Annotated in this window: 22 protein-coding genes; 5 read left to right on the forward strand and 17 right to left on the reverse strand. The window is 69.9% G+C overall.

Features of this window, described 5'->3' with window-relative positions:
- Positions 1–50 precede the first annotated feature (50 nt).
- Positions 51–1319: a heparan-alpha-glucosaminide N-acetyltransferase domain-containing protein gene (locus QK291_RS07680; RefSeq protein ID WP_282380580.1), complete on the forward strand. Its 1269-nt coding sequence runs from the start codon at positions 51–53 to the stop codon at positions 1317–1319.
- A gap of 2 nt (positions 1320–1321) precedes the next feature.
- On the opposite strand, the gene QK291_RS07685 is transcribed toward QK291_RS07680, so the two are convergent.
- The 7 genes from QK291_RS07685 to QK291_RS07715 all read right to left on the reverse strand — a co-directional run bounded on the left by QK291_RS07685 (position 1322) and on the right by QK291_RS07715 (position 7052).
- A complete protein-coding gene (locus tag QK291_RS07685; protein WP_282380830.1) occupies positions 1322–1804 on the reverse strand; it encodes a hypothetical protein in 483 nt (160 codons plus the stop codon).
- Between the two features lie 5 nt (positions 1805–1809).
- Positions 1810–2568: a 4-hydroxy-tetrahydrodipicolinate reductase gene (gene dapB / locus QK291_RS07690; protein WP_282380581.1), complete on the reverse strand. Its 759-nt coding sequence runs from the start codon at positions 2566–2568 to the stop codon at positions 1810–1812.
- Positions 2569–2679: 111 nt separating this feature from the next.
- A complete protein-coding gene (locus QK291_RS07695; RefSeq protein ID WP_282380582.1) occupies positions 2680–3168 on the reverse strand; it encodes a molybdenum cofactor biosynthesis protein MoaE in 489 nt (162 codons plus the stop codon).
- A complete protein-coding gene (locus tag QK291_RS07700) occupies positions 3158–3670 on the reverse strand; it encodes a MogA/MoaB family molybdenum cofactor biosynthesis protein (protein WP_282380583.1) in 513 nt (170 codons plus the stop codon). The genes QK291_RS07695 and QK291_RS07700 overlap by 11 nt, the downstream gene beginning before the upstream one ends.
- Positions 3667–4170 carry a cyclic pyranopterin monophosphate synthase MoaC gene (moaC, locus tag QK291_RS07705; RefSeq protein ID WP_282380584.1) on the reverse strand — a complete coding sequence of 168 codons (504 nt, stop codon included), beginning with the start codon at positions 4168–4170 and terminating at the stop codon, positions 3667–3669. The genes QK291_RS07700 and moaC overlap by 4 nt, the downstream gene beginning before the upstream one ends.
- Positions 4158–5381, reverse strand: a complete 1224-nt coding sequence (gene glp, locus QK291_RS07710; RefSeq protein WP_282380585.1) for a gephyrin-like molybdotransferase Glp — start codon at positions 5379–5381, stop codon at positions 4158–4160. The genes moaC and glp overlap by 13 nt, the downstream gene beginning before the upstream one ends.
- 78 nt (positions 5382–5459) lie before the next feature.
- The gene (locus tag QK291_RS07715; RefSeq protein ID WP_282380832.1) at positions 5460–7052 is read right to left on the reverse strand and encodes a molybdopterin-dependent oxidoreductase; all 1593 of its coding nucleotides are present in this window, start codon (positions 7050–7052) and stop codon (positions 5460–5462) included.
- A gap of 317 nt (positions 7053–7369) precedes the next feature.
- On the opposite strand from QK291_RS07715, the gene moaA reads away from it, so the two are divergent.
- The 3 genes from moaA (at position 7370) to QK291_RS07730 (ending at position 9183) form a co-directional block, all read left to right on the forward strand.
- The gene (gene moaA / locus QK291_RS07720) at positions 7370–8506 is read left to right on the forward strand and encodes a GTP 3',8-cyclase MoaA (RefSeq protein WP_282380586.1); all 1137 of its coding nucleotides are present in this window, start codon (positions 7370–7372) and stop codon (positions 8504–8506) included.
- Positions 8507–8513: 7 nt separating this feature from the next.
- On the forward strand, positions 8514–8780 hold the full coding sequence (locus QK291_RS07725) for a MoaD/ThiS family protein (protein WP_282380588.1): 267 nt from the start codon (positions 8514–8516) through the stop codon (positions 8778–8780).
- A gap of 121 nt (positions 8781–8901) precedes the next feature.
- The gene (locus QK291_RS07730) at positions 8902–9183 is read left to right on the forward strand and encodes a hypothetical protein (protein WP_282380590.1); all 282 of its coding nucleotides are present in this window, start codon (positions 8902–8904) and stop codon (positions 9181–9183) included.
- Between the two features lie 245 nt (positions 9184–9428).
- Here the strand turns inward: QK291_RS07730 and QK291_RS07735 are convergent, their stop codons facing one another.
- The 10 genes from QK291_RS07735 to QK291_RS07780 form a co-directional block, all read right to left on the reverse strand.
- Positions 9429–10040 (reverse strand): hypothetical protein, encoded by a 612-nt coding sequence (locus tag QK291_RS07735; protein WP_282380592.1) that lies wholly within the window; start codon positions 10038–10040, stop codon positions 9429–9431.
- A gap of 672 nt (positions 10041–10712) precedes the next feature.
- Positions 10713–10868: a hypothetical protein gene (locus QK291_RS07740; RefSeq protein WP_282380594.1), complete on the reverse strand. Its 156-nt coding sequence runs from the start codon at positions 10866–10868 to the stop codon at positions 10713–10715.
- 377 nt (positions 10869–11245) lie between these two features.
- Positions 11246–11884, reverse strand: coding sequence for a hypothetical protein (locus tag QK291_RS07745; RefSeq protein WP_282380596.1), 639 nt, complete (start codon positions 11882–11884; stop codon positions 11246–11248).
- A 627-nt stretch (positions 11885–12511) separates the two neighbouring features.
- Entirely contained in the window at positions 12512–12997 is a 486-nt protein-coding gene (locus QK291_RS07750) for a DUF1579 family protein (protein WP_282380598.1), read from the reverse strand.
- Between the two features lie 175 nt (positions 12998–13172).
- On the reverse strand, positions 13173–14516 hold the full coding sequence (locus QK291_RS07755; protein WP_282380600.1) for a pitrilysin family protein: 1344 nt from the start codon (positions 14514–14516) through the stop codon (positions 13173–13175).
- 179 nt (positions 14517–14695) lie between these two features.
- Positions 14696–16945, reverse strand: a complete 2250-nt coding sequence (locus QK291_RS07760) for a polyribonucleotide nucleotidyltransferase (RefSeq protein ID WP_282380602.1) — start codon at positions 16943–16945, stop codon at positions 14696–14698.
- A gap of 247 nt (positions 16946–17192) precedes the next feature.
- Positions 17193–17462 carry a 30S ribosomal protein S15 gene (rpsO, locus tag QK291_RS07765; RefSeq protein ID WP_226760651.1) on the reverse strand — a complete coding sequence of 90 codons (270 nt, stop codon included), beginning with the start codon at positions 17460–17462 and terminating at the stop codon, positions 17193–17195.
- 184 nt (positions 17463–17646) lie between these two features.
- A complete protein-coding gene (locus tag QK291_RS07770) occupies positions 17647–18873 on the reverse strand; it encodes an aminotransferase class V-fold PLP-dependent enzyme (RefSeq protein ID WP_282380833.1) in 1227 nt (408 codons plus the stop codon).
- Between the two features lie 62 nt (positions 18874–18935).
- Positions 18936–19790 (reverse strand): tryptophan 2,3-dioxygenase, encoded by an 855-nt coding sequence (gene kynA, locus QK291_RS07775; RefSeq protein ID WP_282380607.1) that lies wholly within the window; start codon positions 19788–19790, stop codon positions 18936–18938.
- 143 nt (positions 19791–19933) lie between these two features.
- The gene (locus QK291_RS07780; protein WP_282380609.1) at positions 19934–20929 is read right to left on the reverse strand and encodes a bifunctional riboflavin kinase/FAD synthetase; all 996 of its coding nucleotides are present in this window, start codon (positions 20927–20929) and stop codon (positions 19934–19936) included.
- Positions 20930–21165: 236 nt separating this feature from the next.
- On the opposite strand from QK291_RS07780, the gene QK291_RS07785 reads away from it, so the two are divergent.
- Positions 21166–21993: a DUF937 domain-containing protein gene (locus QK291_RS07785; protein WP_282380611.1), complete on the forward strand. Its 828-nt coding sequence runs from the start codon at positions 21166–21168 to the stop codon at positions 21991–21993.
- Positions 21994–22032: the final 39 nt, after the last annotated feature.

Here is a 22032-nt window from a genome sequence, read left to right on the forward strand (position 1 = left end):
CCCCAGCTGTGGACGGGCTGCCGCACCGGCGGATATGAGACGATCGAGACATGACCCCGCGCGGAACAGCCTCCTCAGCCAGGACCGCCCGGGGCAGGGCCGGAAGCAGCGCCGGAGCCGGGAAAAATGGCGGCCCCGCAGCGCGGCTGTCGGGCATCGACGCGGCCCGCGGGCTGGCCCTGCTGGGCATGATGGCCACCCATGTATTTCCCACTTTCGAGTCCAACGCCCAACTCTCCCCCACATGGGTGGGGCTGGTGTTTTCCGGACGCGCCTCGGCCTTGTTCGCCGTCCTCGCCGGAATCGGACTGGCACTGTCCACCGGCAAGCAGCAGCCGCTCCGGGGGCCGCAACTGTGGGCGGCCCGGCGGGGCATCGCGCTCCGGGCGCTGGTGGTCGGCGCCGTCGGGCTCTCCATTGGCGGGCTCGAAGTGAACATCGCCATCATCCTGGTCCACTACGCCGTGTTGTTCCTGTGCGTGCTGCCATTCCTCGGCATGAACGTCAAACCCCTGCTGGTGCTGGCTGCCGGCTGGGTGCTCGTGAGCCCGGCGCTCGCCTTCCTGCTGCGGCCCTGGCTCCTGGCCGCCCAGCCGCCGCTGCAGCTGGGCCACAACCCCAAGTGGGAGGATCTGTCCACCCCCGCCGTGCTCCTCGGGGACCTGTTCCTGACCGGCTACTACCCGGTCCTCCAGTGGATCGCCTACCTGCTGATCGGCCTTGCGATCGGCAGGCTGGCCCTCACGACCGCCGCTGTCCCGGTCCTGCTGCTGGCGGTGGGAACCGCGGTGGCGGTCCTGGCGAAGTGGTTCAGCGTGGTGATGATGGAGGACTGGGGCGGCCGGGCGGCGCTGCAGGAGACCCTGCGCAACCCCTCGTATCCGCTGGAGAGCCTCCTGCAGGTCAACCTCGCCGGGGTGGACCAGACCGGCTCCGGCTGGTGGCTCGCCTCCAGTGCCCCGCATTCGGGCACCACACTGGATCTGCTGCACACCTCCGGGGTGGCGGCGGCCGCCGTCGGCCTCTGCCTGCTCCTGGGCCGGCTGGTCCAGCGGATCGGGGTGGACGTGCTGCTCCCGCTGCGCGGCGTCGGCGCCATGACCCTGAGCTTCTACACGGCCCACCTGTGCGTGATGGCCTCGCTGTACGGCCAGCCGCTGCCGTCCGGGTGGACGGTCGAGGTCCTCTACTGGGTGCAGGCCGCGGCGGTCCTGGGCCTGGGCGGAATGTTCGCGGCCCTGGCGTGGCGGGGGCCGCTGGAGTGGGTGGCGCATGCCGCCAACCAGCTCGGCCGCTCCCAGCCGGCCCTCGTCCGCTAACTTCAGGCCTGGCGGGACCCCGTGCGGTACAGCCGGACGGCGTCGCGCATCGAGGCGCGCGCCCGTTTGCGGTCGCCCGCGGCGTCATAGGCGCAACTGAGCCGGAACCAGGAGCGCCAGTCCTCCGGCGCGGCTTCCGCCTCGGCCCGGTACTTCTCGAATTCCACGTCCGCGGCCTCACGGATGATCCGGCCGGCGGGGGTGCGCGGCAGGTTGTCCACCGGCAGGCCGCCCTCGGCTTCAAGGATTTTCGCCAGCCGTTCGGTACGGGCGCCGAAGAGCAGCTCGCGGACCAGTGCCCACGCTCCGATCACCGGCAGGAGCAGGTACGCCACGCCAAGGGCCTTCGCCACCGGGTTGGCGTCCGTCATCAGCAGCACCGCGCGCTGGAAGGCCACCACAAGGTAGAAGACCAGCAGGAGGGTGACGGCGCCGACCCAGATCTTGGTGCGGTTGGCGTTGAACGCGGTCAGGACGCTGGCCACGGCGCTCAAAGCCCCAGGTCCAGGTAGCCGTCCAGGCCCACCGTGAGGCCCGGCCGGGAGGCGACATTGCGCACGCCCAGCAGCACGCCGGGCATAAACGAGGCCCGCTCGAAGGAGTCGTGCCGGAGGGTCAGCTGCTCCCCCGGCCCGCCCAGCAGGACTTCCTGGTGCGCCACGAGGCCGCGGAGCCGGACGCTGTGGACGCGGACGCCGTCGACCTCGCAGCCGCGGGCACCGGCGAGCCCGCTCGTGGTGGCGTCGGGGCTGGCCGGGAGGCCGGCGGCGGCACGTTCGGCGGCGATCAGCTGCGCCGTGCGCACGGCCGTTCCGGACGGGGCGTCCACCTTCTCCGGGTGGTGCAGTTCGATGATTTCCACCGACTCGAAATAGCGCGAGGCCTTGGCCGCGAACGCGGAGGCCAGGACCGAGCCGAGGGCGAAGTTCGGTGCGATCAGGACTCCGACGCCGGCCTGGCCGGCGAGGAGCTCCTCGAGCCGGCCCAGCTTGTCGGCGTCCCAGCCGGTGGTACCGACGACGGCATGCAGGCCGTGTTCGACGGCGAAGCGGACGTTCGCCTCGGTGCTCCCGGGGACCGTCAGGTCCACCACGACCCGGGCTCCGGCGTCGACGAGGGTGTCCAGGGAGTCGTTCCGGCCCAGCGCGGCGACGAGTTTCAGGTCCGCGGCGGCCTCGACGGCGGCCACCGCTTCGGCGCCCATGCGCCCGTTCGCGCCCAGCACGGCGACTGCGAGTTGTTCGGTCATGCCATCAACCCTACCGCCGGCACCGGTGCCGGCCGGCACCGGCGGCCCTGCGTTACAGGCCCGCCGCGGGCCCTGATTCCGAGCTTTTGGGGCCCGTGGGGTGGGCCCGGATCAGGCGCCCGCGCCGACCCACTCGACCGTGCCGTCGGTGAAGAACTGTTCCTTCCAGATCGGCACCTGGGCCTTGACCCGGTCCACGAGTTCGGAGCAGACCGCAAAGGCCTGGCCCCGGTGCGCGGCGGAGACGGCGCAGACCAGGGCGGGTTCGCCGATCTCCAGCATCCCGATCCGGTGCGCCACCCAGATCCGCACCGGCTGGGCCGGAGCGCTGCCGGTACCGGCCGTCCCGCCGGATCCTGCGGCGGCCTGTTCGGCGACGAGTTGGGCGACGACGTCGGCCATCACCTGGTGCGCCGTCGGGTGCGCGCTGTAGCTGAGCCGCTGAACCGGCTTGCCGCCGTCGTGGTTCCGGACCACGCCGCTGAAGCTGACCACCGCGCCCGCGGTGTCGGACTCGACCGCGGCGATGGCCTGGTCCACGGAAATGGGTTCGGCGCTGAGCACCGCGCTCACCACATCAAACGTTGAGTCAGTGGCCATGGCCGCCCTCCAGCTGGTCGCAGAGGTGCCCGATGATGGGGTCCAGCACGCTGAGGCCGTCCATCACACCTTTCGGGGATCCGGGGAGATTGACGATGAAGCTCTGGCCGGCGGCACCGGCGTGGCCGCGGCTGAGCATCGCGAGCGGGGTCTTGGCCATCCCGGCAGAGCGGATGCCTTCCATGATGCCCGGGATCTCCCGGTCCAGCAGCGGCAGGGTCTCTTCCGGGGTCGCATCGGTGGGGCTGAGACCGGTGCCGCCGCTGGTGATGATGACCGCCGGCGCCTGGGTCAGGAGTGCGCGCAGGGCGGCGCCCACGGCCTCACCGTCCGGGACGACGAGGGCCGGGTAGGCCTCGAAGCCGTGTTCGGTGAGCCAGTCGATGATGACCGGTCCGGTCAGGTCCTCATAGATGCCGGCCGCGGCCCGGGTGGAGGCAATCACGACGCCGGCCTTGCGCCCGGCGGCTTCGCCGTGCCGGTGTGGTTCGGGCATGCTCATCGTGTCCAGTCCCCGCTCTTGCCGCCGCTTTTGGCCAGCACCTTGATGTCCGTCAGCACCGCGTGTTTGTCCACGGCCTTAATCATGTCGTACACGCTGAGCGCGGCCACCGAGGCCGCGGTCAGCGCTTCCATCTCGACGCCGGTGAGCCCGCGGGTCTTGACCGTGGCGAAGATTGTGACCGTATCGGTGTCGAGCTCGAAGTCGACCGTGACTTTGGCGATCGGCAGCGGGTGGCACAGCGGGATCAGCTCCGCGGTCTTCTTGGCGGCCATGATGCCGGCGACCCGGGCGACGGCGAGGGCGTCGCCCTTGGGCAGGTCGCCCGCGCCGAGCAGGGCCAGGACCTCGGCCGTACTGCGGACCGTGGCGGTGGCGGTGGCCTCGCGGGTGCTCTCCGCCTTGTTGGACACGTCGACCATCTGGGCGGTGCCGTCCTGCCGGAGGTGGGTCAGGCCTGGGGTTCCCGTTGCGGGGTGTTCTTCGTTCACAGCATCCATACTTCCACCTCGGCGCCCTCGGCGAGCGCAGCAATTCCTTCCGGGACCTGGATCAGGGCGTTGGAGTGGGCCAGGGCGCTGACGAGGTGCGAGCCGGCACCGCCTTCCAGCCGCACCGTGCCGTCGGGAAGGACGGTGCCGCGCCGGACCTGGTGCTTGCCGGCCGGGGACGCCAGCGCCTCGGCCAGCCGTGCCCTGACCACCGGGCGGGGTGCCGGCGAGCCGAAGAGGCTGCCGAGCGCGGGCCGGAGGAACATCTCGAAGGAGACCAGGCAGCTGACGGGATTTCCCGGGAAGCCCAGGACGGGGACGCCGTCGAAGGTTCCGATCCCCTGCGGGCCGCCGGGCTGCATCGCGACGCCGAAGAAGTCGACGTGGTGGCCCTCCATCGCCTGCCGGACCACCTCGTAGGCGCCCTTGCTGACACCGCCGGTCGTGACGATGAGGTCCACGTCCGCCGCGTGCCGGCGCAGCAGGCCGGCGAGTTCCTCCGGACGGTCCGTGGAGATCCCGGTCCGGGTGACGTGGAGGCCCGCCTGGCGCATGGAGGACTCCAGCAGCGTGGCGTTGGAGTCGTAAATCTTGCCGGGCCCCAGGGGGCTGCCCGGTTCCACGACCTCGTCGCCGGTCGTGGCCAGCAGGATCCGCAGCACCCGGTAGACGGGGACCCGGGTGAAGCCCAGGGCCGCCAGCAGTCCCAGCTGTCCGGGTCCCAGGTGGGTTCCGGCGGCCAGGGCCAGCTCCCCGGCGCGGATGTCGCTGCCGGCGTCGCGGATGAAGTTCCTGGCCGGGACGGCGGGCAGCCGGACCGTGGCCGGCACGCCGGGCGCCGGGAAGACCGCGGGCAGGGCCTGTTCAATGGGCACGACGGCGTCCGCGCCGGGCGGCAGCATGGCGCCGGTCATGATCGGGGCAGCTGTCCCGGGGGCGAGTTCGGCGGGTGCGGCACCGGCCGGCACGGGGGCGACCACGCCCAGTTCAGTGCCGCCGTCGGGCACGTCGGCGCTGCGGATGGCGAAGCCGTCCATCTGCGAATTGGCGAACGGCGGCAGGTCCAGCGGCGCCACGACATCCGCGGCGAGTCCCCGGCCCAGTGCCGCGAGGAGCGGGAGCCGTTCGATCCGGTCCGGGTTGCGGAGCGGGGCCAGCAGCTGGCGGACGGACTCGCGGTGCGCTTCCACGGTGACGTGCCGTGACTGTGTGCGGTGCATGCGTTGGTGACCCCTCGTCGTGAGCCATTGGCGTGGCTCGCCGGCCCGGCTCCCCCGCCCGGCGTAGTGGCCGGCAGGTTAGGACTTCACGTCAACTCTAACCGTGTGAAAGCCGGTGGCCCCGCTGGGCACCACCGGGGCGCGTTCCTCCACCTGCGCGGCGCCGTTGAAGTCCGTGGCGCGGACCTGGACATCGTACTGGCCGGGCGTCAGCGGCAGCTCCAGTTTCCACTGGTACCAGGTGTCACGGGAAATCCCGGGGGCCAGCTGGGCCTCCTGCCACGCGCCGCGGTTGACCCGGAGCTCCACCCTGCCGATCCCGGTGTGCTGGGCCCAGGCGACGCCGCCGAAGGCCACCGTCCCCGCTTTCACCGGACGGCCGTCCCGGGGCACATCGATCCGGGAGGAGGTCTTGATGGGTCCCCGCTCGCTCCAGCCGCGGGGCGTCCAGTAGCCGGCGTCGTCCGCGAAACGCGTCACCTTAAGCTCGGTGACCCACTTGGTCGCCGAGACGTAGCCGTAGAGGCCCGGGACGACCAGCCGGGCCGGGAAGCCGTGCTCCAGCGGGAGCGGTTCGCCGTTCATCCCGACAGCCAGGAGCGCGTCCCGGTTGTCCGTCAGCGCTTCCAGCGGGGTGCCGGCGGTCCAGCCGTCCGCGCTGCGGGACAGGACCATGTCCGCGCCGCCCCTCGGGCCGGCGAGGGCCAGCAGGTCCCGGACCGGCCAGCCCAGCCAGCGGGCGTTGCCGATCAGGTCCCCGCCCACCTCGTTGGAGACGCAGGCGATGGTGATGTGCCGCTCGACCAGGGGTTTGGCCAGCAGCGCGGCGAAGTCCAGGGAGATTTCGCGCTCCACGAGGCCGGTGACCTTCAGGGTCCACTGGCCCGGGTCCACCACCGGGACGCGCAGGGCGGTGTCGATCCGGTAGAAGTCCTTGTTGGGGGTCACCAGCGGGCCCACCCCGTCCAGCCGGACCTCGGCTCCGGCCGGGATCGGCGGGGCCGGCGACACGGGCGCGGGGAGAGCGAGTTTGCTGCGCACTTCATTCACGACGGCGGCGGCTCCCCGGAACGTCGCGGCGAGCAAACCGGCGGCCGCGGCGACGGCGGCGGTCCCGCCGAGCGCCTGCAGGAAACGGCGCCGGGACGGCGGCTGCGCCGCGGGGCCGGGCCCGACGGGCGGCGGTCCGCCGTCGGGCCCTGCGTCGGGCCCTGCCTCGGGCCCGGCGTCGTCGGGTCCTGCGTCGGGCCCTGCCTCGGGTCCGGCGTCGTCGGGTCCGGCTTCAGGTCCGGCGTCGGTCTGCCACGCCCCCAGCCGGTCTATCAGCCAGCGCAGCAGGATCATGCCCACGGCGGCGGCGAGCAGCGGGGCCGGGATCGCGTTGCCGGTCAGTTCGGGCCGGCTCAGGACGGCCGCCAGTCCCGCCGCGCCGAAGACGGCAATGATGGCAACCCCGGTGAAGCGGCGCCGCAGTTCCACGATGCCGGACAGGGCAGCCAGCGCGGCGATGAGGAGCCCCATGCCGCCCAGCAGCGCGGCCTTGTCTGCCGTGCCGAACAGCGAAATGGCCCAGTCCTTCACGCCCGGCGGGACCACATCGATCACGGCGCCGCCGACGGCGGTCACCGGGGAGAGCGAAGGGCTCAGCAGTCCCGCCGCGAGTTCCCCCAGGGCAAGCCCGGTGCCGACGGCCACGACGCCGGCGATGGCCGCCCAGCCGGTCGCGTGCCGGTCCGTCGTCCGCGGCACAGGGGTTTGCGGGCCGGGGCCGGGGAGTGTGCCCGGCTGCCCGTGCTGGGAGGTGTTCACTCCTCCAGCATAGGTTCGCGAGCCCAGGTTCGCGCCGTCCCGCCTGGATGGCCAGGGGGCGGCCAGCGGCATGGGCAACGCACCGGGAACGCAGCGGAGCCCTCACGGCGCAGCCTGGGCCACGCAATCCCGGGCCCAACAGGAGTGATGCCGGCGCCGACGTGGCGTAGCCTGACCTTATGAGTGTTCAGCTTGGTATGCCCCAGCCCCGCGCGGAGGACAGTTCCGGCGCGGGCACCTCCGGCCCGCAGCCGTCCGGTCGCCCGGCCGGGATGCCCGCCGGCCTGGTCGACCGCTACGGCCGCCGTGCCACGGACATGCGGCTGTCCCTGACGGACAAATGCAATCTGCGCTGCACCTACTGCATGCCCGCCGAGGGCCTGGCGTGGCTGTCCAAGCAGGCGGTGATGTCCGCGGCGGAAATTGTCCGGATCGTCCGGATCGGCGTTGACATGCTGGGCGTGCGCGAACTGCGGCTCACCGGCGGTGAACCGCTGGTCCGGGCCGACCTGCTGGACATCATCTCGGCGCTCCGCCAGGCCCACCCTGACCTTCCGATCTCCATGACAACCAACGCCGTCGGGCTGGACAAGAAGGCCGCCGGGCTCAAGGCCGCCGGGCTGTCCCGGATCAACGTCTCCCTGGACTCCCTCCACGAGGAAACGTTCACCCAGCTGACCCGCCGCCCCTTCCTGAACAAGGTCCTGGCCGGCGTCGACGCCGCCTGGGCCGCCGGTCTGGGCCCCGTGAAACTCAACGCTGTGCTGATGCGCGGCATCAACGACGCCGAGTCCCCGGCACTGCTGGCCTGGGCGCTGGACCGCGGCTACGAACTGCGGTTCATCGAGCAGATGCCGCTCGACGCCGACCACGGCTGGACCCGCCGGAACATGATCACCGCCGCGGAGATCCGCGAGCTGCTCTCGGTCGACTACGTGCTCAGCGCCGATCCGCGGGACCGCGACGGCGCCCCGGCCGAACGCTTCGAGGTCCGGGCCCGCGTGCCCGGCACGGCCGAGGCCACGGGAGAAGTGCTGGGAACCGTGGGGATCATCGCCTCCGTGACCGAGCCGTTCTGCTCCGATTGCCGCCGCACCCGGATCACGGCCGAGGGCAAGATCATGAGCTGCCTGTTCTCACGGGAGGAAGTGGACCTGTTGGGGCTGCTCCGCGAAGGCGCGAGCGACGAACAACTCGCCGAGCGCTGGCAGGACGCCATGTGGATCAAGCCCAAGGCCCACGGCATGGACCACGTCGGGCTGGATGCCCCGGACTTCGTCCAGCCGGACCGCAGCATGAGCGCCATCGGAGGCTGAACCACCTGTGAACGTACGTTATTTCGCTGCCGCGCGCGCTGCCGCCGGCGTCGATGAGGAACGCTTTGAGCTCCCCGCCGGAGCCACCGTGGCCGCGCTGCTGGAGGCGATCCTCGCCGTCGAGCGCCCGGAGCCCCCGGCCGGAACACCGCCGCTGGCGCGCCTGCTGTCCCGGAGCAGCTTCCTGCTCAACGAGGTGGCGGTGCGGAACCGTGCGGCGGCGCTGAGGCCGGACGACGTCGTCGACGTGCTGCCGCCGTTCGCCGGCGGCTAGGCCCCCTGCCGGTTTCCGGCCACGCCCCCCGGATTTTTTGGGATACCGCAGCATCCCTGCCGCGCGTAGCTTGGAAGCATCCCTGCAACCTGCAGATACGGCGCCGGAAGGAACGAGTGGCATGTACACCTTGCAGATAGAGCACGAAATTTCGGATTTTGGCGTGTGGAAGGCCGCGTTCGACCGCGATCCGGTGAACCGTGCGGCGTCGGGGGTCACCGCGCACCGGATCAGCCGCCCGGTGGACGATCCGCAGTCCGTGGTCGTCGAACTCGACTTTGCGCGTCGCGACCAGGCGGAGGCGCTCCTTGGCAGGCTGCGCGCGAACGTCTGGAATTCTTCCGACGCTGCGCCCGCCCTTCTGGGTGCGCCGAGGACCCGGATCCTGGAGTCAGCTCTCTGATAGCGACAGGGGCACCAAGGCCAGCGTCCGGTCACTACGCCACGGCAAGGGCCTCCCCCACGGTGTCCGCGACGGCGGCGGCGCCCGGCCCGCCCATGATAATCGCGTAGCGGTTGACGTCCGGGATCGCTCGGACCGTCAGGGCGGGCTGCACCGGTGAAGGCCGCCCGCACTGCACGGCGACGCTCGCCTGCCATGCCCGATCCGCCGAATGCCGACGGCCTTCGGGCATCCGGGGCGAGCTGTTATGGCCCATGGCCATCACGGCGCACGAGACGCCTGGCCGCGAGGCCGGAGAGCAGCGCCACGGTGAGGGCCATGAGCAGGCCCGCCACCGTGTAGCTGCCCACGAGCACGGCCACCGGCGTACGCTCATCCACCAGGGGCGAGGGCGCGAACGTCCACAGCAGGGCCGCCATCCACGCGCCCATGTTTGCCGGGATCCACCAGGCGCAGCGGGACACGGTCCGGCGCAGCACGAACCACTGCAGCGTGGGGATGGATGCAAGCAGCACGACCGCGCCGAGCCCGGCGACCGCGAGGACCGGCCCGGAGCGCCAGTCGACATCGAGGACCAACAACAGGCCCCCAACCGACCAGGCAAGGCCCGCCCCGGCAGCCGTCGCGGCGATCCAGGGCCCGCCGGGCACCGGCCGGTCGGAGCCGAAGCCGATCCACTGGCCCAGACCGAAGAGGAGCCCTTCGCCCACACCGGCGGCGATGGCCGCCGCATACAGGACGGGCCCCGGCGCCCCGGCCTGCGCCAGGGCGATGCCGACAACGGCCGGGACGGCGAACCCCAGGGTTTCCCCGACCGTCACGGCGAGCACCCAGCGCCGCAGGAACCTTCCCTTCACCTTCGCCGCCTCACTGCTGGATGTCCGCTGGCGGGATCAGGCTCCCACACCGTCACCACGGCGGCACCGCCGTAATTGTCTTGGCCGCGCGGTCCGAACAGTCGGTGTCGGGCAGCGCCGCCGCCGGCGCGAGGAGGACAGGAGCGCCGACGATGCCCGCGCTCTCCAGCAGCTCATGGGCCTGCGCGGCCTCAGGCAGCGGGCACCTGCCGGCGATGGGTGGGACGATCCGCCGGTCCTCGAGTAGCTCATACAGGGTGGCCCAGGCGGCCGGCAGCGGCCTGGGCAGTCCCCGGCAGCGACGGCGTAGCCGGACACGAACGGGAAACGCTGCGGATACTTCGAGCCCCCGACGGGCCTGTAAATCAAAGGCGCTCACTCTGCAGGCGTCAGCCCGCACCCTGACCTCGCCACGGCGAGGTGTCCCCACCCGGCGGGGCACGTCCTGCAGCACTTCCGGGCCGCCAGCACGGCTCGCGACCACGCTGCAGTACCCCGCGGGCGCCGCCCGCTCCGCTGGCGGGGCGGCGCAGCGGGCAGCAAGGTCTGCCCGTTGCGCAGCGGCTCTTGGTCCGGCGATCGGCCGTCCGTGACGCACGATGTCGGTCATGTCCGACTCCCGGAGCGCCGCTGGCGGCGGGAGCCTCAGCAGGGGACGCAGCACCCACCGGGCTAAGGGGTTGGCGTGCGCGTCCACCCGGCGTCCCCGAGTACCCACCCAGGCCCGGCGCGAACCAGGGAGACGTGGAAGGTGATCGGACCCGGGCCGGTGCTCAGCTGGTACACGCCGTCGGCGACGGCCAGCGGCTGCGGGGTTTTCGTCTGCATTCCGATCGTCCTTTCCGGTGTGCCCGGCGCATCGGCGTCCTGCCTTCGGGCTCAACTGCTGCGCTTACAGTGCTACAAAATGTCATTCACCCATGTTTCGGGCAGGGGTGCCATCTTCTAGGAGGTGGCCGGCGATGGCGTCCGCGAATGCATCCAACTCCACCCAGTTCCGGGAGTCCCCGTATCGCCCGCCCAGGAGCGAACACTCTCCGCTGGCGGAACGGCGGTCCGCGGATGAAATCGCGGGCCTGAGGCAGCCATGCGCCGGAAGACACCGCACTGCCGCTGACCGCGGCCCCGAACTGTTCGATCGCCGTCGCCTGGTGGAGGGCTGCTCTTCAACTGCCTGGCCGTGCGACCGGAGACGGGCGGCCAGCCTAAGGGCCACCTCTCGGGTGGAACCATGTCGGGACGCGAAGGCCGCTAGTATTGTCACCGGCCGTCCGCCTTCCGGACAGCGCCGCGGTTGACCGACGTAGCAGCAGCACGGCGGCCAGCATCACCCAGATCGCCGGCGGGAGGTTGGCCACGACCACCCGGCCCCAGCCGGCGGCGTCGTAGAACCCGGCCGGGTCGAGGGGACCGCCGTACATCGATGGCACTGCGGCGGCGCACAGCAGGACTCCGACAAAGGCGATCCACCGAGTCCATCGAGGGAGGACTCCGGTAGCGGCGGCCGCCCAGCCGGCGGCACCGCGGAAAAGGCCCGTGATAGCGAAGGCAATGGAGCTGTTGCAGATCAGGATGTAGCCCATTGTCAGCGCGCGGTTCACGGACGGGTCAGGGTCCGGTGCCATGGCCCACCCGTACCCCGGATCGGCCCGGCGGATGAGGTGGCCCAATCCGGCCGCGAAGATCATTGCCGACACGTACAGGCCCAGATCGAGCAGGATACGGGTGACGATGATGCTGCGGATCCGGTAGGCCTCCACCGCGCCGGCGGAGCTGTCATAGATCCCCACCGAAGGATCGTGCGCGAGGTACAGGGGGAACTGGGCCGCCCAAAAGACCAGCATTCCGACAGCAGCCCACCCGGTAAGTCTTCTGACCGCTCTGTTGTCCAGGGCTGGCTTCCTTTCCGGGTCCTTCAGCCGGGGCGGCCCGTGGCCTGCGGAGGACGGTCGTAGCGGGTAAACGGTCTGCTCAGCTGTGCCGACTCCGTTGGGCGGCTGTGGCAACTGCTCTCCGACCTTCGCCTCCGTGGGGGCCTCCTTCCCGGAGCCAGGGACCTGCCGGCCTCGATCGCCTCCAATGCAAGTACCAGCGTGATGCCTCAGGACCGGGGCAACACAGGGTCGAAGGTTCCGTGGCGGAGCTCGACATGCGTCCGTGGTGAACGTTGCGCGCCGAGCTCGGCGCCCCGGGGCGCACGCCTTCGCCACCAGGGGCCCACCTTCTCGGAGCTGGCGCAGGCGTTTGACGTCACCGGGAGGCCGGGCCCGTTGCCTTTACAGGTGCGTTGGACCCTTCCCTCTAGACGAAGACCGCCTGTGGCCCTGGTGTCGCAAATTCGCCCCAATCATGGCAGTTTCCCCCGCCGCGCCAGGAACCGCAGACATCACCCTCATGCGCAACCTCGACAATGCTCAGACACCATCAGCGGCACCCGGGCCAAGCGCCGCCCCCCACCAGCTGAGGGAGCGTCAAGCGGGGACGGCGGTATTCATGGCCACACGCCGGCAGACGGTGGTCATAAACGGCGTGAATTCGTTCGCGGAACCCAGCCGGAGTCCGGCAGCGTGAGTCAGCACGCCGTCGTCGACCCGGAAAGTGTGCCGGGACGTGCCGCGTTCGCTGCGCCGTTCCATGGTGAGGGTGCCATCCTGCCAGCTGGCGCGTGCGGGCGCTTCCGGGGGCAGACCCATGCTGTTGACGTGGTACCAGAGAGTGTCCGGACGGTCCGGGTCCATGGTGAACACCCCGTGGCCCTCGAAGCGGGTCCCGTCGGCTTCCGTGTGCCGGTAGCTGTGGGTGACGGCCAGCCCGGCGGCGGCGCGGGCGAACGTCAGCTCGATGGCAGCAGCACGCGCCGGCCCCCACGGCGTGGCCTCCCATCGCGTGGTGCCGGTCCAATGCCCGAGGAACGCTTCAAGCGCCTCGTGTGCACTGCCGGGCAGCGGCCGGTCCATGTTGTCCTTCCAGATGGGGGCTCCTGAGTGACCCGTCCCATCATCACGCGGCGCCGCCTGCCCTGTCTAGGTGCGCGCGGGCCACCCGGGCCAGTGCAGGCCCAGCTCAGCGGCCTGCAGGGCCCAACGCAGCGGCCTGCGGGGCCAAACGCAGCGGCCTCTGCGGCCCCGGTCCTCAGAGGCCGAAGGTCTCGGTTTCCTCGAAGGGACCCACCACCGTGATGGTCCGCGGGGCGGCGGCGAGTTCGCGGGCGAGCTCCTGGACTTCGGCGGCGGTGACGGCCTTGATCTGGCGCAGGGTCTCGTCGATGTCCTGGTATTCACCGGAGACAAGTTCGGCCCGGCCCAGCCGGGACATCCGGGAACCGGTGTCCTCCAGGGCCAGCACGATTCCGCCGCAGAGCTGGCCTACGGCCTTGCGGAGTTCCTCCTCGGAGATGCCGCCCGCGGCCAGCTTGTCGAGTTCGGCGCCGAGCAGATCAAGGACCTGCCGCACCTTAGACGGCGTGCAGCCGGCGTACATGCCGAAGTAGCCGGCGTCGGCGTAGGAGGAGGCGAAGGAGTAGGTCGAGTACACCAGTCCGCGCTTCTCGCGGACCTCCTGGAATAGCCGGGAGGACATCCCCCCGCCGAGCACGGCGTTGAGCACGCTCATGATGAAGCGGCGGTCGTCGGTGGCGACGATCGTCGGGCAGCCCATGATGATGTTGGCCTGCTCCACCGGGCGCTTCACGACGTGCAGGCCTGCGGTGCCGGTGATGGCGGCGCGGTCGGTGGAGCGGCGCTGCACGGGGGCCGCTTCGGGTTCCAGGCTCCAGCCGGCGGCGTGCAGGGCGTCGACGACAAGGCCGCAGACGACGTCATGGTCCAGTCCCCCGGCGGCGGTGATGACGAGCTCGTCCGGGCGGTAGTAACGGCGGTAGTGGTCCCAGACGGAGTCGCGGGCCACGGCCCGGATGGCGTCCGGGGTGCCGCCGATCGGCCGGCCCAGCGGGTGGGTGCCCAGCACGGCGCCGACGAAGTGTTCGTGGGCGACGTCGGTGGGGTCGTCACTGTCCATCGCGATCTCCTCGAGGATGACGTCGCGTTCCTGCTCCATCTCCTGCGGGTCCAGCACGGCCCCGGTGATCATGTCCGCGATGACGTCGATGGCCATGGGGAGGTCGGTGTCCAGCACCCGGGCGAAGTAGCAGGTGCTTTCCTTCGCCGTGGCGGCGTTGGATTCGCCGCCGACTTCGTCGAAGGCCGAGGCGATCTCCAGGGCGGTGCGCCGCTTGGTGCCTTTGAACAGCAGGTGCTCCAGGAAGTGGGTGGAGCCGTGCTGTCCGGGGGCCTCATCGCGGGAGCCGACGCCGACCCAGAAACCGATGGTGGCCGAGCGCTGGCCCGGCATCGCTTCGGTGAGCACGCGGACGCCGCCGGGCAGGACCGAACGGCGCACCTCGGAACCGCCGTCGGCGCCGTGGATCAGGGTGTCAGCGTGCTGGTTCTGCTCAAGCGGCAGGGGGACGACAGTCATCAAGGCCTTTCAGTAAACACGTGCCAAATCTGCCTGCAATCGTACCAGCGGCACACCGCCCCCACGGTCCGGCCGCGGCCCCGGGGATCCGCTGACGACGGCGGCCGGCAGCCGGCCGCCGTTAACGGCGGCAGGGCCGGTGGATGATCCACCGGCCCCGCCCCTTGAAACAGCAAAAACTACTCTGCGGACTCCAAGGAGACCTCAGCGTTGTCGGCGTCCTCGGAGCCAGCCTCGCCAGCCACAACGGGTGACAGGGAGAGCTTGCCGCGGTCATCGATCTTGGTGATTTCCACCTGGATCTTCTGGCCGACGGAGACGACGTCATCGACGTTGTCCACGCGCTTGCCGCCGGCGATCTTGCGCAGCTCGGAGATGTGCAGCAGACCGTCCTTGCCCGGAGTCAGGGAAACGAAGGCGCCGAAGGTCGTGGTTTTGACGACCGTACCCAGGTAGCGCTCGCCGATTTCCGGGATCTGCGGGTTGGCGATGGCGTTGATCGCGGACCGTGCTGCGTCGGCAGACGGGCCGTTCGTGGCGCCGATGTAGACAGTTCCGTCGTCCTCGATCGAGATGTCGGCTCCGGTGTCTTCCTGGATCTGGTTGATCATCTTGCCCTTCGGGCCGATGACCTCGCCGATCTTGTCTACCGGGATCTTGACCGCGATGACGCGCGGCGCGAACTCGGAGAGCTCGTCCGGGGTGTCGATCGCGGAGTTCAGGACGTCCAGGATGTGCAGGCGGGCTTCGCGGGCCTGCTTCAGGGCAGCGGCCAGGACGGAGGCCGGGATGCCGTCGAGCTTCGTGTCCAGCTGGATGGCCGTGACGAACTCAGCGGTACCGGCGACCTTGAAGTCCATGTCACCGAAGGCATCTTCGGCGCCGAGGATATCGGTCAGGGCTGCGTAGCGGGTCTGACCGTCGACCTGGTCGGAGACCAGGCCCATGGCGATACCGGCAACAGCGGCCTTCAGCGGCACACCTGCATTGAGCAGGGACAGCGTGGAGGCGCAGACGGAACCCATCGACGTCGAACCGTTGGAGCTGAGGGCCTCAGACACCTGGCGGATGGCGTAGGGGAATTCCTCGCGGGACGGCAGCACCGGCATGATGGCGCGCTCGGCGAGGGCGCCGTGGCCGATTTCGCGGCGCTTCGGGGAACCGACGCGGCCGGTCTCGCCGGTGGAGTACGGCGGGAAGTTGTAGTTGTGCATGTAGCGCTTGCGCGTCACGGGAGACAGCGAGTCGATCTGCTGTTCCATCTTGAGCATGTTCAGCGTGGTGACACCCATGATCTGGGTCTCGCCGCGCTCGAAGATGGCCGAGCCGTGAACGCGGGGCAGGACCTCAACTTCGGCGGTGAGCTGGCGGATGTCCGTCAGGCCGCGGCCGTCGATGCGGATCTGGTCCGTGAGGATGCGCTGGCGCACAACGTGCTTGGTGACGGAGCGGAAGGCTGCGGACAGCTCCTTCTCACGGCCTTCGAACTGGCCGGCCAGGGAAGAGGTGACCTCGTCCTTGAGCTCGTCGGAGGCGGTGTCGCGCTCCTGCTTGTCGGCGATCTGGAAGACAGCGGCCAGCTTCGCGGCGGCAGCGGACTCAACAGCGGCGTAGACGTCGTCCTGGTAGTCCAGGAAGACCGGGAACTCGACGGTCGGCTTGGCGGCGCGCGCTGCCAGGTCGGACTGCGCTTCGCAGAGGGCCTTGATGAACGGCTTGGCAGCCTCGAGGCCTTCGGAAACAACCTCTTCGGTCGGGGCGGTGGCGCCCTGTTCCTTGATGAGGTTCCAGGAATTGTCGGTGGCTTCGGCTTCAACCATCATGATGGCGACGTCGTCGTTCTTGATGCGGCCGGCAACGACCATGTTGAAGACGGCGTTCTCCAGCTGGGAGTGCTTCGGGAACGCAACCCACTGCGAACCGTGCTCGTCCTGGACGAGGGCAACGCGGACGCCGCCGATCGGGCCGGAGAAGGGCAGGCCGGAGAGCTGGGTGGACATCGAGGAAGCGTTGATCGCGACCACGTCGTAGAGCTCGTCCGGGTTGATGGACAGCACGGTGACGACGATCTGGACCTCGTTGCGCAGGCCCTTGACGAAGGCGGGGCGCAGCGGGCGGTCCATCAGGCGGCAGGCCAGGATGGCTTCCGTGGACGGGCGGCCTTCGCGGCGGAAGAACGAGCCCGGGATGCGGCCGGCGGCGTACATACGCTCTTCGACGTCGACGGTCAGCGGGAAGAAGTCGAAACCTTCACGCGGGTGCTTGCCGGCGGTGGTGGCGGACAGCAGCGCGGTCTCTTCGTCGAGGTAGACCATCGCTGCGCCGGCTGCCTGCTTGGCAAGGCGGCCGGTTTCAAAGCGGATTACACGCTTGCCGAAGCGTCCATTGTCAATGACTGCTTCTGAGAACTGGATTTCGGGACCCTCCATAGAGAGTCACCTCCGTTTCATGGTTCACGGAGTCCAGCCGCATCAACCCAGACCAGCATCTGTCGGCTGGCCTGCACTGCACCCGGTCATCGATCGAGACCCACGGGCTCAGGCTTCATCCCTTGAAGCCGTTCCCGGAGATCACTACCGAAGACCGCGAATGCGTGATGCGGTTGATCCTCCTGTTGAGTTTTGTGTGAAGAAGGCGGCCCTTTCCGTCACGGAAGGGGCCGCCCCTTAAAGCTGACTAGCGGCGCAGGCCGAGACGCTCGATGAGCGCACGGTAGCGGGTGATGTCAGTGTTCTTGAGGTAGGTCAGCATGCGCTTGCGACGACCAACCATGGCCAGCAGACCGCGCTGGGTGTGGTAATCGTGCTTGTGCACCTTCATGTGCTCAGTGAGATCCTTGATCCGCTGAGTCAGGACTGCAACCTGGACCTCCGGCGAACCGGTGTCGCCCTCGGACGTTGCGAAATCCTTGATGATGGACTGCTTTACAGCGGCTTCAAGTGCCACGATAACTCCTAGAGATGTGCCGTGAGGCCCGAATCAGTAACTCACTGCCGGGGGTGCTGCGCCGGAGATTCCTCCTCCGAAGAGGGGGCTGCCCGTACACAACAAGAGCCAGCCGCCACGGACTGCAGCCGGATCCAACGTTTAGTTTACCGGCACGCCGCTAATCTTGTCGAAACGGCCGGTCCTACCGCCCGGAAGGGCCCTGTGCCAGCCGTTCACGGATGGCGGCCATGCCGCGGTACAGCTCCGCGAAGGACGTGCTCAGCGGGGACAGCCCGATCCGGATGCCGTGCGGTGCCCGGAAATCCGGAATGACATCCTGCTCCCACAGCGCCGCGGTCAACTCCCGGAACGCCGGATGGTCCACCGTGATGTGGCTGCCGCGCCGTTCCGGATCCCGCGGCGTGGAGAGTTCCACGCCCGCCGGGGCGAGCCAGGCGTCGTGGAGTTCGACGGCGAACGCGGTCAGCAGCCGGGACTTCTCCCGGACGGCGGCCATGCCCACCTCCTCCAGCAGATCCAGGGTGCCGCGCATGGCGAGCATCCCGAAGATCGCCGGGGTTCCGCTGAGGAAACCGCGGATTCCCGCCGCGGCCTCATAGCCGGGCCCCATTTCGAAGGCGTCCTTGCGGCCCATCCAGCCCCAGATCGGCTGCTGCAGCCCGGGCAGGTGCCGGCTGTTGACGTAGGCGAACGCGGGTGAGCCCGGTCCCCCGTTCAGGTACTTGTAGGTGCAGCCGGCGGCGAAGTCGACGTCGGCGGCGTCCAGGGCGATCTCCACCGAACCGGCGGAATGGCACAGGTCCCACACGACCAGCGCGCCGGCGTCGTGCACGGCCGCGGTGATGCCCGGCAGGTCCGCGAGGAACCCGGAGCGGTAGGCGATCTGGCTCAGGACCACGACGGCGGTGGCGGGGCCGGTGGCGGCCCGCACCTGGTCGACGGTCACGCCGGAGTTGGGATCGGCGTCGATCCAGCGCAGCGTGAGGCCCTCTTCGCGGGCGATGCCCTCGACGAGGTAGCGGTCGGTGGGGAAATTGTCCGTGTCCAGCACGATTTCGGTGCGTGCCGGGTCCGTGACCGCGGCCAGCGCGGCCCGGATCAGCTTGTACAGGACCACCGTGGTGGAATCGGCGATGATGGTCTGCCCGGCAGCGGCGCCGAGGACGGCCCTGCCGAGCTGGTCGCCGATGGCCTGCGGCAGTTCCAGCCATTCCTCGTCCCAGCCGCGGATCAGCCGGCCGCCCCAGCTGTCCTGGATGAAGCTGCTGATGTCCGTGACGGTGCGCTTGAGCGGGCGGCCCAGGGAGTTGCCGTCCAGGTACGACAGGGCGGCGTCGGCGCCGACGAAGTGGCCGCGGTAGGCGGCCAGCGGGTCGGCGGCGTCCAGATCGCGGGCGCGCTGCAGCAGGGCTGTGTCGTTGCCGGCGGCAGCCTGTGCCGCGGGGCCCGCCGTTTCCGGCTGAAGGGCGCTCACTGGCCGATCACCGTCCGGACGGCGAAGAGCTCGGGGAAGAAGGTCAGTTCCAGGGCCTTCTGCAGGAAGGCGGCGCCGCTGGAGCCGCCGGTGCCGGACTTCATGCCGATGGTGCGCTGCACCGTGCGCAGGTGCCGGAAGCGCCAGAGCTGGAAGTTGTCCTCGAGGTCCACGAGTTCCTCGCAGGCCTCGTAGGCGCCCCAGTTGTCCGCGGCGTTCTCGTAGATGTATTTGAAGACCGGGACGAGCTCGGCGCAGAACTCGTGCGCCTGGGTCACGTCCCGCTCCAGCAGCGAGGCGGGCACGTCGAAGCCCTGGCGCTTGAGGTAGGCGAGGAAGTCGTCGTAGATGCTCGGGGATTCGAGGAGCTCAAGCAGCATCGCATGGGCCTCGGGGTCGGATTCGAACACCGGCAGCATCTTGCGGTTCTTGTTGCCGAGCAGGAATTCGACCGCGCGGTACTGGCTGGACTGGAATCCGGAGGAGTTGCCCAGGAAGCCGCGGAACTGCGAGTACTCGGTGGGGGTGAGGGTGGCCAGCACGGACCACTGCTCGGTCAGGGTTTTCTGGATGTGCTTGACCCGGGCGATGGCTTTCAGGGCCGAGCCGAGATCGTCGGAGCGGAGCCAGGCGGCGGCGCTGCGGAGCTCGTGCAGGACCAGCTTGAGCCACAGCTCCGTGGTCTGGTGCTGGATGATGAACAGCATCTCGTCGTGGTGCTCCGGGGCGCTGACCGGCTGCTGGGCGCTCAGGAGCGTCGGCAGCTGCAGGTAGGACGCGTAGCTCATCTTTGAGCTGAAGTCCCGGACAATGTCCTTGTCCAGCTCCCTGGTGTTTTTCTCAATCGTCACGATTTCTTGCCTTCCTTGCCCAATGGCGGTGCTTCACTGCCCGGACCCGCCGGCGAAACCGCCCGCAAGGACCGCGGATCAGCCGCGCGGTTCAGCGCGGCGGTTCGGCGCAGCGGTTCAACCTGGCGGTTCAGCCTGGCGGTTCAGCGCGCGAACAGAATGTCGTGGGCCTGGACCACGTCCAGGCGCATCTGGTCCACCAACGCTTCAGGGCCACGGTACGCCACCATTCCGCGCAGCCGGGCGACGAATTCCACTACTACTGTCTGGCCGTACAGATCGAAGTCCTCGACAGCCTCTTCCGGACGGTCTAGCACGTGCGCCTCCACCTGCCGGCTGACTCCGTCGAAAGTCGGGTTGGAGCCCACGGAGATGGCCGCGGGCCAGCGCGTGCCGGCCTGGTCGACGAGCCAGCCGGCGTAGATGCCGTCGGCCGGGACGTAGCCGCTGGCGTTGGGGGCGAGGTTGGCAGTCGGGAAGCCGAGGTCGCGGCCGCGCGCGGCGCCGTGGACCACTTCGCCGCGCATCCGGTGCGACCGGCCCAGGACGGCGGCCGCCGTGGCGACGTCGCCCTCGCGCAGTGCCTCGCGCACCCAGGTGGAGGAACAGCGGCGGTCCGTGCCGCCGTCGTCGTACTGATCGCCGTGCAGCGGGAAGCCCTCGGAGCCGAACTCGCTGATGACCAGGACCTCGAAACCGAGTTTCCGGCCAAGCTCCTGCATGGTGTTCAGGTCCCCGGAGTTGCCCCGGCCGAACCGGGCGTCGTGGCCAATCACGACGTGGCTGGCCTTGAGGGCGCCGACCAGGACGTCGGCGACGAATTCTTCGGGGGTGAGGCTGGCCAGTTCGAGGGAGTACTTCATGACGAGCACCGCGTCGAGGCCGAGTTCGCCGAGCGCGACGAGCTTGTCTTCCAGGCCCATGATCAGTTCCGGGGCGGATTCGGGGCGGTGGACCTGCGCCGGATGCGGGTCGAAGGTGATGGCGACGGCCCGGGCGTGGTTCAGGCGGGCGATGCGGATGAGCTGCGAGAGCACCTGCTGGTGGCCGCGGTGGACACCGTCGAAGTTGCCGAAGGTAACGACGGAAGGACCGAAGTCCGCCGGGACTTCGGACGGATCGTTCCAGATGTGGACCATCAACCTCGCCTTTTGCTGCCTGCCGTGTGCACCTCCGGAGAATCCTGCCGGCTCCGGAACTCTCCTAGATTACCCGCAAACACGGTCCGGCTCCGACGGGCGCTGCCCGGCCCCGGGCAGGGTCCTTTCGCGTTCCGGGCACCCGGACTACGATGCAAGGGCAACCGTCCGCCGGCGCAGGCGCCGGCGCCGCGTCCAGCGAGGCCCGCACTGTGCTGCGGCTGAAGGAGAACGCCATGACCGAGCTCCACGACATCCTGCGGCAGGTCCCGGTAGAGCAGATTGCCGGCTTGCTCGGCACCGACCGGCAGACAGCCCAGGCCGCAGTGGAAGCTGCCGTGCCCACGCTGCTGGCTGGCATGCAGAACAATGCCCAGGCCTCCGACGGCGCCGCGTCGCTGGAGTCGGCGCTCGGCCAGCACCAGGACGGGCTGCTGGAGGGCGGGGTCGATATCTCGCAGGTGGACACCGCGGACGGTGAAAAGATCGTGAGCCACGTCCTGGGCGGCCAGCAGGACCAGGTCGCCAGCCGGCTGGCCGGGGCGTCCCAACTCGGCGGCGTGGGCGGGGACCTGATCAAGAAGCTGCTGCCGATCCTGGCCCCGATCGTGATGTCCTACCTTGCCAACAAGATCCTCGGGGGCCGCGGGCAGTCGTCCGGGGCCGGCGGCGCGGGCGGGGCCCGCGGCGCGGGCGGGGCCGGACAGCCCGGCGGCGCCGGCGGGGCCGGCGGCATCGACCTTGGCGGAATTCTGGGCGGCATCCTTGGCGGCGCCGCCGGTGGTGCAGGTGCCGGCGCCGGCGGTGGCGGGATGGGCGGGCTTGGTGACCTGCTGGGCGGGCTGCTCGGCGGCGGCCAGCCGTCCGCGCCGGCAGCCGTTCCGGACACCGGGCAGGACGCTGCGTTGGAACCACAGGCCCACCCGCAGGGCCAGGCCACCGGCGGCGCGCCGCGCCCGGGAGAGCTGATCGACGTCGACCTCCAGGAGAGCGAGCCGGTGGAGCGGAAGAATGAAAATGGCGGGTCCGGCGGGCTCCTGGGCGATCTGTTCGGGAAGAAGTAGGCCGGGACAATGACAATATTGGGGGACAAAAATCGTGGG

Source organism: Arthrobacter sp. AL12 (assembly GCF_029960645.1).
Classification (GTDB): Bacteria; Actinomycetota; Actinomycetes; order Actinomycetales; family Micrococcaceae; genus Arthrobacter.

Excerpts from the sequence above, each read along its gene's own strand:
- QK291_RS07750 (WP_282380598.1), bottom strand. The coding sequence starts at position 12,997 with ATGGACCGGCCGCTGCCCGGCAGTGCACACGAGGCGCTTGAAGCGTTC.
- moaA (WP_282380586.1), top strand. The coding sequence starts at position 7,370 with ATGAGTGTTCAGCTTGGTATGCCCCAGCCCCGCGCGGAGGACAGTTCC.
- QK291_RS07740 (WP_282380594.1), bottom strand. The coding sequence starts at position 10,868 with ATGCAGACGAAAACCCCGCAGCCGCTGGCCGTCGCCGACGGCGTGTAC.
- QK291_RS07745 (WP_282380596.1), bottom strand. The coding sequence starts at position 11,884 with ATGCTGGTCTTTTGGGCGGCCCAGTTCCCCCTGTACCTCGCGCACGAT.
- QK291_RS07700 (WP_282380583.1), bottom strand. The coding sequence starts at position 3,670 with ATGAGCATGCCCGAACCACACCGGCACGGCGAAGCCGCCGGGCGCAAG.
- QK291_RS07785 (WP_282380611.1), top strand. The coding sequence starts at position 21,166 with ATGACCGAGCTCCACGACATCCTGCGGCAGGTCCCGGTAGAGCAGATT.
- QK291_RS07755 (WP_282380600.1), bottom strand. The coding sequence starts at position 14,516 with ATGACTGTCGTCCCCCTGCCGCTTGAGCAGAACCAGCACGCTGACACC.
- QK291_RS07780 (WP_282380609.1), bottom strand. The coding sequence starts at position 20,929 with ATGGTCCACATCTGGAACGATCCGTCCGAAGTCCCGGCGGACTTCGGT.
- QK291_RS07730 (WP_282380590.1), top strand. The coding sequence starts at position 8,902 with ATGTACACCTTGCAGATAGAGCACGAAATTTCGGATTTTGGCGTGTGG.
- moaC (WP_282380584.1), bottom strand. The coding sequence starts at position 4,170 with ATGGATGCTGTGAACGAAGAACACCCCGCAACGGGAACCCCAGGCCTG.
- dapB (WP_282380581.1), bottom strand. The coding sequence starts at position 2,568 with ATGACCGAACAACTCGCAGTCGCCGTGCTGGGCGCGAACGGGCGCATG.
- QK291_RS07760 (WP_282380602.1), bottom strand. The coding sequence starts at position 16,945 with ATGGAGGGTCCCGAAATCCAGTTCTCAGAAGCAGTCATTGACAATGGA.
- glp (WP_282380585.1), bottom strand. The coding sequence starts at position 5,381 with ATGCACCGCACACAGTCACGGCACGTCACCGTGGAAGCGCACCGCGAG.
- QK291_RS07680 (WP_282380580.1), top strand. The coding sequence starts at position 51 with ATGACCCCGCGCGGAACAGCCTCCTCAGCCAGGACCGCCCGGGGCAGG.
- QK291_RS07695 (WP_282380582.1), bottom strand. The coding sequence starts at position 3,168 with ATGGCCACTGACTCAACGTTTGATGTGGTGAGCGCGGTGCTCAGCGCC.